Here is a 14,273-nt window from a genome sequence, read left to right as displayed (position 1 = left end):
GCGTGATGGAACGGAGATCTCGCGAAATCTCCGTCCAATCACGCGAAAACGCCGTCTGGACACGCGAGTTCGCTGGTAGGCGGTGACGTCCGACACTCGGGCGTGACCCAGGAGAAACCATTCGTTCATCTCCGGGTATCGTGGACGGTCTGTTGCGGGCGCCTCAACTGGAGAGTGCAAGCCCGAATGACACTCGCGGAAGGTGAGTGATGGGCTTGCGCCCCCGAATGATGTCCCAGTACGCCCATGGCCGGAAAGCCGCCGGGGTGAGCGGCCGATGACGCTGACCGCCGACCACCGCCCGCTCGCGTGTGTCGCCGAGGTCACCCAGGCGCCCTCGCCCGCGCCGGTCGCCGACCGGGCCCTGTTCTGGTCGGGGCTCGGCACCAGCGAACGCACCCTGCTGGACATCCTCGCCGCCACCGCGGCCGAGCACCCCAACGCCGCCGCGATCGACGACGGCACCACCACGCTGTCCTACCGCAAGCTCGTCGACGAGATCGACGCCTACGGCCGCCGCCTGCGTGCCCACGGCGTCGGCGTCGGCGACCGCGTCGGCATCCGGATCTCCTCCGGTACCGCCGAGCTGTACATCGCCATCCTCGCCACGCTGTCGGTCGGCGCCGCGTACGTCCCGGTCGACGCCGACGACCCCGAGGAACGCGCCGAGCTGGTGTTCGGCGAGGCCGGTGTCGCCGCGATCGCCACCGACGGCGCCATCACCGTGCACGGCACGCCAGGAGGACGCAAGGGCCGCCCCGCCCCGGCCGACGACGCCTGGATCATCTTCACCTCCGGGTCCACCGGCAAGCCCAAGGGTGTCGCGGTCACGCACGCCTCGGCCGCCGCGTTCGTCGACGCCGAGGCCGAGCTGTTCCTCACCGAGGAGCCGATCGGCCCCGGCGACCGCGTCCTCGCGGGCCTGAGCGTCGCCTTCGACGCCTCGTGCGAGGAGATGTGGCTGGCCTGGCGGCACGGCGCCTGCCTCGTCCCGGCGCCGCGCGCGCTCGTCCGCACCGGCGTCGACCTCGGCCCGTGGCTGGTCGCGCAGCGCATCACCGTCGTCTCGACCGTCCCGACGCTCGCCGCGCTCTGGCCCGCCGACGCGCTGGAAGACGTCCGCCTGCTGATCTTCGGCGGCGAAGCCTGCCCGCCGGAGCTGGCCGAGCGCGTCGCCGTCGAGGGCCGCGAAGTCTGGAACACCTACGGCCCCACCGAGGCCACCGTCGTCGCCTGCGCCGCGCAGCTGACCGGCGAGGGGCCCGTCCGCATCGGCCTGCCGCTGGTCGGCTGGCAGCTCGCGGTCGTCAACGAGGCGGGCGAGCCGGTCGGCATGGGGGAGACCGGCGAGCTGGTCATCGGCGGCGCCGGGCTGGCCCGCTACCTCGACGCCGAGAAGGACGCCGAGAAGTTCGCGCCGCTGCCGGCGCTCGGCTGGCAGCGCGCCTACCGAAGCGGCGACATGGTCCGCGCGGAGCCCGAGGGCCTGCTGTTCCTCGGCAGGCTCGACGAACAGGTCAAGCTCGGCGGGCGCCGCATCGAGCTGGGCGAGGTCGACGCCGCGCTGCAGTCCCTGCCCGGCGTGCAGGGTGCCGCCGCCGCGATCCGCCGCACGAAGGCGGGCAACCAGGTCCTGGTCGGCTACGTCGTCCCGGCGCCGGACGCGAACCTCGATCTCGACGACGCCGCGACCCGCCTGCGCGAGCAGCTGCCCGCCGCGCTGGTGCCGCTGCTGGCCGTCATCGACGACCTGCCGACCCGCACCTCCGGCAAGGTCGACCGCGCCGCGCTGCCCTGGCCGCTGTCCACAGTGGACGCCAGCGCGGCCGGGCTGTCGGCCACCGAGACCTGGCTGGCCGAGGGCTGGGCGGAAATCCTCGGCGTGTCGGTGAAGGACCCGAAGGCGGACTTCTTCACGCACGGCGGCGGCAGCCTCACCGCGGCGCAGCTCATCGCGCGCATCCGCACCCGGCATCCGCAGGTGTCGGTGTCCGACATCTACCAGCATCCGAAGCTGGGCGCGCTCGCCGCGATGCTGGACGCGCTGAGCGGCCAGGAGACCGAGAGCCGCGAGGTCGCGCCGACGCCGCGCCGGGCCGGGCTGATCCAGAGCGTGCTCATGGTCCCGCTGCTCGGCCTCGTCGGGCTGCGCTGGGCCACCATCGCCGCCGCGCTGTCGAACGTGCTGGCGCTGCTCGGGTTCGCCTGGGCGCCGACGCTGAACTGGGGCTGGATCGGGCTGGCGTGGCTGGTGCTGTTCAGCCCGGCGGGCCGGATCGCGATCGCCGCGGGCGGCGCGCGCGTGCTGCTCTCCGGCGTGCGCCCCGGTAGCTACCCGCGGGGCGGCAGTGTCCACTTGCGACTGTGGACGGCGGAGAAGCTCGCCGAGTTCAGCGGCGCGGACAGCGTCGCCGGGGCGTCCTGGATGGCGACCTACGCGAAGGCGCTCGGCGCGCGGATCGGCAAGGACGTCGACCTGCACTCGCCGCCGCCGGTGACCGGCCTGCTCAAGCTCGGCCGCGGTGCCGCGATCGAGCCCGAGGTCGACCTGTCCGGGCACTGGGTGGACGGCGATCTCGTGCACATCGGCAAGATCCGGATCGGCGCGGACGCGCGGATCGGCGCCCGCAGCACGCTGTTCCCCGGGGTGCGGATCGGCAAGGGCGCGGAGATCGCCGCCGGTTCGACGGTGCGTGGCGCGGTCCCGGCGGGTCAGCGCTGGGCGGGTTCGCCCGCCGCGCGGGTCGCCAAGGACGCGAAGGACGCGCTGAAGTGGCCGTCGAGCCGCCCGCCGCGCTCGCGATTCTGGGCCGCCGTCTACGGCGCGACGTCGCTGGTGCTCGGGTTCCTGCCCGGCCTCGCCGCGCTGCCGGGCGTCGCGGTGCTCGGGTACGCCGTGGCTGGAGCGCCGACGCTGAGCGCGGCGGTCGTGAACGCGCTGGTGTTCTCGCCGCTCGCGACGATCGCGTACTTCCTGACGTACATGCTGCTCGTGCTCGTCGGCGTCCGGTCGCTGAGCATCGGCATGGTCGAGGGCTACCACCCGGTGCACGGCCGCGTCGCGTGGCAGGTGTGGGCCACCGAACGGCTGATGGGCATGGCCCGCGAGGGCCTGTTCCCGTTGTACGCCAGCCTGTTCACCCCGGTGTGGCTGCGGATGCTCGGCGCGAAGGTCGGCCGCAACGTCGAGGCGTCGACCGTGCTCGCGCTGCCCAAGATGACCAAAGTGGACAGTGGCGCGTTCCTCGCCGACGACACCATGGTCGCCACCTACGAGCTGGGCCACGGCTGGCTGCACGTCGCGCCGGCGCGGATCGGCAAGCAGGCGTTCCTCGGCAACTCGGGGATGGCCGCGCCGGGCCGGTCGGTGCCCAAGCGCGGTCTGGTCGGCGTTCTGTCGTCGGCACCGCTGAAGGCGAAGAAAGGCTCCTCGTATCTCGGGATGCCGCCGCTGCCGGTGCGCCGCGCGGTCGGCGAGGCGGACACCAGCCGCACCTACACCCCGGCGCTGCATCTCAAGGCCGCGCGGGCGCTGGTCGAGTTGTGCCGGATCGTGCCGGTCATGTGCGGCGTCGCGCTGACCGTGCTCGTCGCGGGCGGGTTCCTCGCGCTGGCCTCGGCGTACGGGTTCGTGGTCGCGGCGCTGCTGGGTGGTCCGTTGCTGCTCGCCGCCGGTGTCGTGGCCGCGTTGGTCGCGACGATCATGAAATGGCTGCTGGTCGGGAAGTTCCGCGACATCGAGCATCCGCTGTGGAGTTCGTTCGTGTGGCGCAACGAGCTGGCCGACACGTTCGTCGAGGCGCTCGCGGTGCCGTGGCTGATCGGCTCGGTGGGCGGCACCCCGCTGCTGACCGCCTGGCTGCGCACCATGGGCGTCAAGATCGGGCGCGGAGTCTGGCTGGAGACGTACTGGCTGCCGGAGGCCGACCTGGTGCGGCTCGGCGACGGCGCGACGATCAACCGCGGCTGCGTCGTGCAGACGCACCTGTTCCACGACCGGATCATGAGCATGTCGCCGGTTACCCTGGACGAGGGCGCGACGCTCGGGCCGCACGGTATCGTGCTGCCGGGCGCGAGCATCGGCGCGCGGACGACCGTCGGACCCGGGTCGCTGGTGACCAGGGGCGACGCCGTTCCGGCAGACTCGCGCTGGCTGGGCAATCCGATTTCGGCGTGGCGAGGGTGACGAACGAGTGATTTCGAGGGCTTCCGCTCCCGGTCCGGGGGCGGACACCTCCGGAGATTCCTACCTTCCCCGCCACGGCAACGGTGGCTACCGCGTGCGGCACTACGACCTGGACCTGGACTACCGGATCGGACCCAACCGGCTGTCCGCGACGGCGGTGCTCACCTGCACCTCGCGGCAAGCGCTGTCCCGGTTCACGCTCGACCTCGGCGAGTTCCGGATCGGCAGGGTGCTCGTCGACGGCAAACCGGCCAAGTACGTCCACCGTGGACAGAAGCTGCAGGTCAAGCCGGCCAGGTCGATCCCGGCGGAGGCGGAGTTCCGGGTGGAGGTCCGGTACGTCGGCAATCCGCGTCCGGTGACGAGCCGCTGGGGCGACATCGGCTGGGACGAGCTGACCGACGGCGCGCTCGTCGCGAGCCAGCCGGTCGGCGCGCCGTCGTGGTTCCCGTGCAACGATCACCCGGCGGACAAGGCGTCCTACCGCGTGACCGTGTCGACGTCCTCGCCGTACCTGGTCGCCGTCACCGGCGACCTCGTCTCGCGGTACGACTCGGCGAGCACGACGAAGTGGGTCTTCGAGCGCGCGGAGCCGACGCCGACCTACCTCATGAGTGTCCAAATAGGACGCTATGACGACGTCGAGCTTTCGGCGGGCCCGGTTCCGCTGCGCGCGGCCGTCCCGCCGCGCCTGCGGGTGCCGTTCGAACGGGACTTCGGGCGTCAGGGCCGCATGATGGACCTGCTGAAGCAGTGGTTCGGGCCTTACCCGTTCGGGGAATACGTCGTCGTGATCGCCGACGACGAGCTGGACGACCCGATCGAGGCGCAGGGGATGTCGATCTTCGGCGCCAACCACGTCGACGGCAGGCGTACCCACGAGCGGCTGGTGGTGCACGAGCTGGCGCACCAGTGGTTCGGCAACAGCCTGACGGTGGCCGACTGGCGGCACATCTGGCTCAACGAGGGCTTCGCGACCTACACCGAATGGCTGTGGTCGGAGGAATCCGGCGGCCAGCCCGTGCGCGCGCTCGCCGGGTCGTGGCACTCCCGGATGCGGGCGAAGCCGATGGACCTGCGGATCGCCGACCCCGGCGTGGCGAAGATGTTCGACGAGCGCGTGTACAAGCGAGGCGCCCTGACCCTGCACGCCCTGCGGCACCGGGTCGGCGACGCGGTGTTCTTCCCGCTGGTGCGCGCGTGGGCCACCGATCACCGGCACGGCACCGTGACGACGGCGCAGTTCACCGCGCTCGCGGAGGGGTATGCGGGGGAGTCGCTGGCCGGGTTTTTCGCGACCTGGCTGGACAATCCGGTTTTGCCGCCCCTGCCCGACGCCTGACCGCACCGTGGTGACGTCGCGAACGACGCGTTCGGGACGTTCAGTGTCCTGTGCGCGACGTCCTTCGGCTTCGGGAGCAGCGCCGACGTGCGGGAGCGATGTTCACGACCTTGAATGTGCACCGGTCAGTGGGATACATCGGATGTCTGGACTGGTCAACCTGCGTAAAAGTCTGCGAACATGCCGTTCGCCGGGAGACCACTCCGGCTAAACGTTGTATGAATCGGGAGGCGCTCCATGGTCGAGGTGTCCCGTCGTGCCTTGCTGCGCACGGCTTCCGTCGCTGCCGGGGCGGCCGCGCTCGGCGGGTTGTGGGCGCGGGCGGCACCACCGGCGAGCGCGAGCGGAGGCGGAGACGAGGCGGGGGTGGCAGGCCAGGGACGTCGCGACATTCATCGCGACGTCGCTACCGACGCCAATCTGCGCTGGGCCCGGCTCCCGACCGGCTGGCAGGACGCGCCCTTCCTCGCCAACGGATACCTCGGCGCCCAGATCTACGCCGGCGCGACGCCGCAGACCCTCAAGCTGATGCTGAGTCACACCCAGGTCCAGGACCAGCGCGGTCAGTGGGAGGCCGGGATCGGGCTGTCGCGGCTGCCGGTCGGCTACCTCACGCTCACCTTCGCGGGCGCGATCACTGCCGTGGACTGGACGCTCGACATCTACAACGCCGAGCTTTCCGGCACCGTGACCACCACGCAGGGCTCGGTCGCGTTCTCCGCGCTGGTGCACAACGACCTCGGCGTCCTGCTCGTCTCCCTCTCGCCCAGCGCGGGTGAGGCGAACGCGGCGTGGGCGTTCCAGCCGCTCGTCTCCGCGACCACGCGCACGGTCCGCAAGCCCCCGGAGTACGTCGCCAACCCGGCGCCGACGATCGGGGCCAGCGGCGGCGTTCAGTACGCCGAACAGCCGTTGCTCGCCGGGGGTGGGTACACGACCGCGTGGCGGGAGCGGAGGTTCGGCACGCGAAGACTTCTCGCCGCGACGATCGCCTACGGGTTCCCGAAGCCGACGCACACGCGCGACGCGATCCGCAGTGTTCAGGAAGCGTTTTCCGGCAACCTCGACATTCTCGTCGCCCGTCATCGCCACTGGTGGAATTCCTTCCACCACAAGAGTTTCGTCTCGGTACCGGACAAGCGGATCCAGCGGTTCTACTGGATCCAGCTGTACAAGATCGCCGCGTCGACCCGGGCGGACGCGCCGGTGGTGTCCGAATGGGGGCCGTGGTTCCCCGAGGTCGGCAACAGCTGGACCGCGGTCTGGTGGAATCTCAACGTCCAGGTCACCTACCCGATCGTCAACAGCGCCAACCATCCGGAGCTCGACGCGGTCACCACGACGTTCCGCCGGGACCACGCGAATCTGGAACTGTCGGTGCCTCCGGCCTACCGCGACGGCGAGACGTATGCGCTGTCGCACCCGAGCGACTGGCGGTTGCGGCCCGGCGGCACTCGCACCGTCGGCGTTCCCGGCACGCCGAACAAGACCGACCAGACCGGAAACCTGTTGTGGGGACTGCACAACGTCTGGCTCGCCTATCGGCACAGCATGGACGAGCGCGTGCTGCGCGAGCTGTACCCGGCGCTCGCCAAGGCGCTCAACTTCTACCGGCACTTTCTTACGCCCGGCGCCGACGGCCTGCTGCACCTGCCGCTGACGCGCTCGCCGGAATACGCCGACGCCGCCGACTGCACTTACGACCTTTCGCTGATCCGCTGGGCCGCGCGCACACTCGTCGACACGGCCGCGAAGCTGCGCATCAACGATCCGCGTGTCAAGGCGTGGCAGGAGATCTCGGCGAAACTCGTGCCGTACCACCAGGGCGCGGACGGGGTGCTGATCGGCGACGGGGTCCCGCTCGCCGACTCGCACCGGCACTTCTCGCACCTGTTGTGGCTCTACCCGCTGCGCGAGAAGCTGTGGGAGCGGCCGGGGGATCGCGACGTCATGCGCCGGACGTTCGATCACTGGACGTCGATGCAGTCCCTGTGGCACGGCTACAGCTACGCTGCCGCGTCCTCGATGTGCTCGGTGATGGACGCGCCGGAGGAGGCCCTGAAGTTCCTCCAGGTCTTCCTGAACCGGACGATCGTCGGCGACACCCAGCTGACGCCGAACACGATGTACCGCGAGGGCGCGAACTTCGCCATCGAGAGCCCGATCACCGCCGCGCAGTCCATTGTGGACATGCAGGTGCAGGGCGCGAACGGGGTGCTCAAGGTGTTCCCGTCGGTGTCCGCGAGCTGGCCGGAGGCCTCGTTCGCCGGACTGCGCACCGAGGGAGCCTTTGTCGTCGACGCCTCTCGCCGCGACGGGGCGACCGACTGGATCCGCGTTCGCAGCGAGGCGGGCGAGCCGCTCGTGCTCGAACACGGTATCCGGGGCGACATCGAGGTCCGTGACGGCTGGGGCCGCCCGGTGCCGTGGCGGGCCGAGGCGCCCGGCCGGATCGCCGTCCGGCTGCGTCGCGGCGGCACCGCGGTGATCACCCGGCGCGGCGCGCGCCCCGATCTGGATCCGCGCGACGTCACGGCGCTCGGTACGGCACCGGCGTGGGGGCTGCCCGGCTGAGGCGAGGACACGGACAAGGAGGTCTGCGAATGGACATCAGCAGGAGAACGATGCTCGGCGGGACGCTCGCCGGGCTCGCGGCCGCCGGACTCGCGGGCACCGGCACGACGGCCTCGGCGGCCGAGTCCTTCGGGCGCGCCGACGTCGACTGGGCGCGGTTTCTCGGCTCGGCCGATCTGATCTGGCGCAGCATGCCGAAGACCTGGTACGAGGGACCGTTCCTGGGCAACGGTTTCCTCGGCTCGGGGATCTACGCCGAGCCCGGCCGCAACGCCGTCCGGTTCAACGTCCAGCACAGCCAGGTCCAGGATCACCGGCCCGAGTTCGGCTCGCTGTTCGGCCTCGCCCGGCTGCCGATCGGCTACTTCACGCTGGAGCCGGTCGGCGCGATCACGGCGATCGACTGGCGGCTGGATCTGTGGAACGCCGAGCTGACCGGCACGATCACCACGGTGGCGGGCAGTCTCGCGCTGCGAGCGATCGTCCACAGTGAACAGTCGTTGCTCGCGATCGAGGTCCGGCCGACCGAGGGCGAGCGGGACTTCCGCTGGGTCTTCCAACCGGCCGAGGCCGTGAGCCCGAGAACGGATCCGAAGTTCGGGAAGCCGCCGCCCGCCGGGTACGTCGCGAATCCGCCGGCGAGCATGGAGGCGAGCGGGGACTGCCGCCTCGCCGTCCAGGGGCTGCTCGCCGGCGGGGAGCACGTGACCGCATGGCGTGAGACGTCCTGGGGTTCGGCTCGCACGCTCTACACGTCGGTGGCGTGGTCGCATCCACAAAGGACGGCGAAGGCGGTGGCGTTGCGCGCGGTCCGCCGCGCGGAGCCGTTCGGATTACTCACCTACGGGCACCGGCGCTGGTGGCATGACTACTACCGGCGTAGTTTTCTGTCCATTCCGGACACCCGGCTGCAGAGCTTCTACTGGATCCAGCTGTACAAGGTGGCGTCCGCGGCCCGCCGCGAAGCGCCGGTGATGGCGACTTCGGGGCCATGGCTCGAACCGACGCCGTGGCCTGCCACGTGGTGGAACCTCAACGTACAGCTCGAGTACTGGCTCATCCACGGCTCGAACCACCTCGAACTGGACGCCGTCAGCCACACGCTCGACAAGTACCGCGCCAACCTGTCGAATCAGCTGTCGGAGCCGTATCGTGCCGATTCGGCGGGCATCCCGCGCACCACCGACATGAGCCTGCTCAACGGTGCCGCCGGGACCACCAGCGGATACGCCGTCGGCATCCCCGGACAGGACCCGCCGACGCCGGAGGTCGGCAACCTGACCTGGGCACTGCACAACGTGTGGCTGTCCTATCGGCACACCATGGACCGGAAGTTGTTGCGGGACACGCTGTTCCCGCTGCTGCGCCGGGCGATCAACTACTACCTGCACTTCCTGAAGGAGGGACCGGACGGCAGGCTCCACCTGCCCGCGACGTTCTCGCCGGAGTACGGCGTCAACGCCCCGGACTGCACCTACGATCTGTCGCTGATCCGCTGGGGCTGCAAGACTTTGCTCGACTCAGCGCGCGAACTGCGCATCGCCGACCCACTGGCACCACGCTGGCAGCGGGTACTGTCCACTTTGGTCGATTATCCGGCGGACGCCAACGGCTACATGATCGGCGCCGGCGTGCCGTTCGCGAAATCGCACCGGCACTACTCGCATCTGCTCCAGATCTACCCGCTGTACGAGATCACCTGGGAGCAGCCGGAACACCGGAAGATCATCGAGACCTCGCTCGACCACTGGGTCGGTTTCGAGGGCGCGCTGCAGGGCTACACGTTCACCGGAGCGGCGTCGATGTCGGCACAGATGCTGCGGGGCGACAAGGCCGCGTATTACCTCGGCGAGCTGCAGAAGCGGTTCATCCAGCCGAACACCATGTACAAGGAATCCGGCCCGGTCATCGAGACGCCGTTGTCGGCCGCGCAGTCGCTGCACGACATGCTCGTGCAGAGCTGGGGCGGGGTCATCCGGCTGTTCCCCGCCGTCCCGGCGAACTGGGGCGACGTGGTGCTGTCGGACTTCCGGACTCAGGGGGCGTTCCTGCTCAGCGCGTCGCGGGAGGGCGGGAAGACGCGGTGGCTCAAGGTCCGGAGCGAGGCGGGCGCGCCATGCGTGCTGCGGCCGGGCATCGACGGCGACCTCGTCGTGCGGGACACCTGGGGCAGGCCGAAACGGTGGCGCGCGCTGCCGAACGGCGATCTCCAGCTCGAGCTGCGCGCGGGGGAGGAGGCGGTGGTGTACCGGAAGGGTGACCGGCCGGACTTCACCGTCCGCCCGGTTCCCGCGAACGGCGTCTCGACGCCGTGGGGCCTGCCCTGATCGTCCGGGTCGACGTCACCCGGGGTGCCGGCCGCGATCACGCGGACGGCGGCTGCCCGGCGTGTCCCCGCGCGGCAAGGTTGCTGCGATGGGGACCGTCGGGCGGCAACGGCATGTGAACCAGGCGCTGATGCGCATTCCGCGGCGCGCGGAGAGCGCCGACAGAGCGACGCTGACCAAGACGTTCGTCACCGCGGGATCGTTTTCGGCGATGCTGCACTCGACCGATCACCAGATCATCTACGGCAGGCGCGGCACCGGGAAGACCCACGCGCTGCTCTACCTGAGTGACCTCGTCGACAACACTGGCGACATCGCGATGTACCTCGACCTGCGGACACTCGGCTCGGCGGGCGGGCTCTACGCCGACGGCACGTTGAGCGCCGCCGCGCGCGGGACGCACCTGCTGATCGACACGCTCGAGGCCATCCACGAGGAACTGCTCGCGGTCGTGGTCGACCGGGAGCTCGGCGATCCCGAGGTGCTGCTGCCCGCACTGGACGCGCTGGCCGAGGCCGCCACCGCTGTCGAGGTGGTGGGCGAGGTGGAGCGGGAAACCCGGGCGGGGCTGGCGGAGGAGGCCACCAACGGCGTCGAAGTGGGTGTGCCGCTCAGCCTGAAGATGTCGATGGGACACCGGCGGTCGGTGACCGGGGAGAGCAGGCTGCGGCGCACCGGGACCGAGCGCAGCCATCTGGTGTTCGGCCCGCTCAACCGCGCCATGCGTACGATCGCGAGTGCGCTGGAGGGGCGGCGGGTCTGGTTGCTGCTGGACGAATGGAGCAGCCTTCCGCTGGAGCTGCAGCCGCTGCTCGCGGACCTGCTGCGGCGGTGTGTCCTGCCGACCGCGGGGATGACGGTGAAGATCGCCGCGATCGAGCGGCGGTCCCGGTTCCGCGAGCGCCTCGCCGACGGCGATCACGTCGGCATCGAGGTCGGCGCGGACGCGGCGTCGGCGGTGAGCCTGGACGACATCATGATCTTCGACGCCTCGCGGACGCGGGCGCAAGAGTTCTTCGCACAGCTCTTCCACAATCACGCCGGAACGAGGCTGGCGTCGATGATCTCCTCCTTCCTGCCGCCGGATCCGGCGAGCTTCGTGGCGGACGCCTTCCGCGGCACGGCTTTCGCCGAACTCGTCCGCGCCGCCGAAGGTGTGCCCCGCGACGCGATCAACATCGCGGCGCTCGCCGCGCAGTACGCCCACGACGGCGCGATCGGCCTGCGGGACGTGCGCCTGGCCGCCAGGGACTGGTACCTGCGGGACAAGCAGACCGCGATCAGCGGGAACGAGGAAGCGCTGCGCCTGCTGCGGCTGCTCGTGGACGAGGTCGTCGGCAAACGCCGGTCCCGGACCTTCGTGCTCGATCAGCTTTCCGGGGCACGGCACGAGATGATCGAGGATCTCTACGACGCGCGGCTGCTGCACGTGTTGCGGCGCGGGCTGGTGGATTCGCATCGTCCCGGCACGCTCTACGACGGTTACGCCATCGATTACGGCTGCTATGTCGCGTTACTGCTCGGCAAGGAGGCGCGGCGCACGCGCCCCCACGCACGCGGCGCGTGGCTCACCTCGACGAAGGGTGTGCCCCCGGACGGTTTCAGCCTCGTCAAGGAGGCCGTCGATCTGGATGCCTTGGGACACTTGGGCTCCTGATGGATTCCCGGCTCATGCGCCCCAATGTGGCGTTCGGTGCGTCCAACGCACCCAATGCCACATTGGGGCGCTCGAACCCCGGGATCAGCGGCCCTGCAACGACTTCGCGTTGTCGCCGAAGGTCCAGTTCCTCGCGCCGTCCCAGTTGATCGACCAGGTCATGAGACCCTTCAGCGCGCCGGAGTAGTTCCGCCACGCCTGGGAGACCAGGCCCGGCGACATGTAGCCGCCACCGGCGCCGGGCTGGGCGGGCAGCCCGGGGACCTGCTTGTCGAACGGGACGCGGATCGTGGTGCCCTGCACGACGAGCCCCTTGTTCAGGCAGTCGGTCTGCCTGGTGAAGCCTTCGACCGTGCCCGCCTGGTACGAGTCACCGGAGCAGCCGTACATGCTTCCGTTGTAGTACTGCATGTTGAGCCACCACAGCCGCCCGTTGTCGGCGTACTTCTTGACGATCGGCAGGTACGCGCCCCAGATCGAGCCGTAGGTGACGCTGCCGCCGGTGACGTAAGCGGTTTCCGGCGCCATGCTGAGGCCGAAGTTCGACGGCATCTGGCCGAGCACGCCGTCGATGATGCGGATCAGGTTGGCCTGCGACGGCGAAAGCTCGTTGATGCTGCTGCCACCGACCAGCCCGGTTTCGATGTCGATGTCGATCCCGTCGAAGTTGTACTTCTTGAGGATCGGCACGATGGTGGCGACGAACCGGTCGGCCACCGTGGACGAGTTGAGATCGATGCCCGCCGCCGCGCCGCCGATGGACATCAGGATCGTGGCACCCGCCTCCTTCGCCGCGCACATCTCGGCGGGGGTGGCCACCTTGACGGTCGAGTCCATCCCGTCCTCCCAGAGCACGGTGCCGTCCGACTGGATGACCGGGAACGCGGCGTTGATCACGTTGTAGCCGTGCGCCGCCATCCTGGCGTCGGTGATCGGGATCCACCCCATCGGCGGGTGGACGCCGTTCGCGGCGCCGTCCCAGTTCTCCCAGTACCCCTGCACCACCTTGCCCGAGGGCCTGGACTTCACCGCGCACGTTTCGCCCTGCGCCGACGCGTCCGCCTGGCCCAGCACGACCAGCGACACGGCGGTCGTGGCCGCCAGGCCGATTCCGAGCACACGTGCCATCCGACCGAACATACCCAGCTCCCATCCGGAGTTTCCTGCTGAAGCGGAGAGCGCGGCGGTTCGGCCCAATGTAGGCGCGGCCTGGCGGGGTGACTACCTACGATCGGGTGGTCTAGACCAGATTCGCGACGATGGTTTCGGCGAACGTGCGGGCGAACGGGGTAAGCGTTTCCCACTGCCGGACACCCCAGCCCGCGACCAGCGGGGGCAAGTCGGGGATGGGGATCAGCCGCAGCCTCGGATGCCGGGACGGATTCCAGCCGGGCAGGGCGGGCACCACGCCGCGGCCCACGCCCAGCTCCGCCAGCATGATGACGGTGTCCCAGTCCGCGACCCCTGCCGACCCCGCCTGGCCGATCCCGCGTTCGGCCAGGCGCGCGTCCAGCTGCGCTCGCGAGGCCGACTTCTCCGGGAGCCTGATGTGCGGGATTTCCTCGAGCGCGCCGAGGTCGAGACGCGCGCGGCCGGCGAGCGGGTCGTCGACGCCGACCGCGAGCGACCACGGGAGTTCGAGGAACGGATGCTGCTCGATTCCGCGCACCGGGTCCCCGATCGTGATCAGGGCGATTTCGGCTTCGTCCGCGAGGAGCGCGGCCAGGCAGTCGCGACTGGCGACCCGGGTGTGGAATTCCAGGCGTACCTTCGGAAAGCGCTGCCGGAAGGCGAGGATGCCGTTCGCCATGAAGTGCCGGACGGTCGTCGCGCCGGTCGTGACGCGGACCTCGCCCGCGGTGCCCTCGGCGAGGTCGCGCAGCTGGCGGACCACCGAGTCGATGCCGTTGAGGCTGCCGCGGGCCGCGGTGTGCAGGAGACGTCCCGCCTGGGTCGGCACGACTCCGCGCGGCCTGCGTTCCACCAGAGCCAGGCCGATCTCCCGTTCCAGCCGCTTGATGTGCTGACTCACCGCGGACTGGCTACGGGACAGCTCGCGCGCGACGGCGCTCAGATTGCCCCGGTCACACACGGCCACGAAGACACGCAGATCCTCCAGAGTCACGGGATCCAAGCTAGAGCTTGGACTTCTCCCAGTAAACCCGAGAATTGACCGGGGCCCTCCGC

At 70.3% G+C, this 14,273-nt stretch carries 7 protein-coding genes; 5 read left to right on the top strand and 2 right to left on the bottom strand.

The genetic code is table 11. The features are described 5' to 3' along the window. Positions 1-277 precede the first annotated feature (277 nt). From ACFW0G_RS07420 to ACFW0G_RS07400, 5 genes are all read left to right on the top strand, one after another. On the top strand, positions 278-4,186 hold the full coding sequence (locus ACFW0G_RS07420) for a Pls/PosA family non-ribosomal peptide synthetase (protein ID WP_378323973.1): 3,909 nt from the start codon (positions 278-280) through the stop codon (positions 4,184-4,186). Between the two features lie 7 nt (positions 4,187-4,193). Beyond that, entirely contained in the window at positions 4,194-5,528 is a 1,335-nt protein-coding gene (locus tag ACFW0G_RS07415; RefSeq protein ID WP_378323971.1) for a M1 family metallopeptidase, read from the top strand. A gap of 237 nt (positions 5,529-5,765) precedes the next feature. After that, positions 5,766-8,102 (top strand): glycoside hydrolase family 95-like protein, encoded by a 2,337-nt coding sequence (locus tag ACFW0G_RS07410; RefSeq protein WP_378323970.1) that lies wholly within the window; start codon positions 5,766-5,768, stop codon positions 8,100-8,102. A gap of 29 nt (positions 8,103-8,131) precedes the next feature. Beyond that, positions 8,132-10,429: a Tat pathway signal sequence domain protein gene (locus tag ACFW0G_RS07405; protein WP_378323969.1), complete on the top strand. Its 2,298-nt coding sequence runs from the start codon at positions 8,132-8,134 to the stop codon at positions 10,427-10,429. Between the two features lie 88 nt (positions 10,430-10,517). Then, positions 10,518-12,086 (top strand): hypothetical protein, encoded by a 1,569-nt coding sequence (locus ACFW0G_RS07400; protein WP_378323968.1) that lies wholly within the window; start codon positions 10,518-10,520, stop codon positions 12,084-12,086. A gap of 84 nt (positions 12,087-12,170) precedes the next feature. On the opposite strand, the gene ACFW0G_RS07395 is transcribed toward ACFW0G_RS07400, so the two are convergent. Further along, on the bottom strand, positions 12,171-13,226 hold the full coding sequence (locus ACFW0G_RS07395; RefSeq protein WP_378323966.1) for a chitinase: 1,056 nt from the start codon (positions 13,224-13,226) through the stop codon (positions 12,171-12,173). A gap of 100 nt (positions 13,227-13,326) precedes the next feature. Further along, complete coding sequence (locus tag ACFW0G_RS07390; protein ID WP_378323964.1) at positions 13,327-14,211, bottom strand: LysR family transcriptional regulator; 885 nt, start codon at positions 14,209-14,211, stop codon at positions 13,327-13,329. Positions 14,212-14,273: the final 62 nt, after the last annotated feature.

This window comes from Amycolatopsis sp. NPDC058986 (assembly GCF_042741125.1).
Classification (GTDB): Bacteria; Actinomycetota; Actinomycetes; order Mycobacteriales; family Pseudonocardiaceae; genus Amycolatopsis.
The sequence above is the reverse complement of the archived record's forward strand: the minus strand, read 5'-3'. Positions and strand labels throughout refer to the sequence as shown.

Bases quoted from the DNA above. Each gene is read 5' to 3' on its own strand.
- ACFW0G_RS07410 (WP_378323970.1), top strand. From the start codon at position 5,766: ATGGTCGAGGTGTCCCGTCGTGCCTTGCTGCGCACGGCTTCCGTCGCT.
- ACFW0G_RS07405 (WP_378323969.1), top strand. From the start codon at position 8,132: ATGGACATCAGCAGGAGAACGATGCTCGGCGGGACGCTCGCCGGGCTC.
- ACFW0G_RS07395 (WP_378323966.1), bottom strand. From the start codon at position 13,226: ATGTTCGGTCGGATGGCACGTGTGCTCGGAATCGGCCTGGCGGCCACG.
- ACFW0G_RS07420 (WP_378323973.1), top strand. From the start codon at position 278: ATGACGCTGACCGCCGACCACCGCCCGCTCGCGTGTGTCGCCGAGGTC.
- ACFW0G_RS07400 (WP_378323968.1), top strand. From the start codon at position 10,518: ATGGGGACCGTCGGGCGGCAACGGCATGTGAACCAGGCGCTGATGCGC.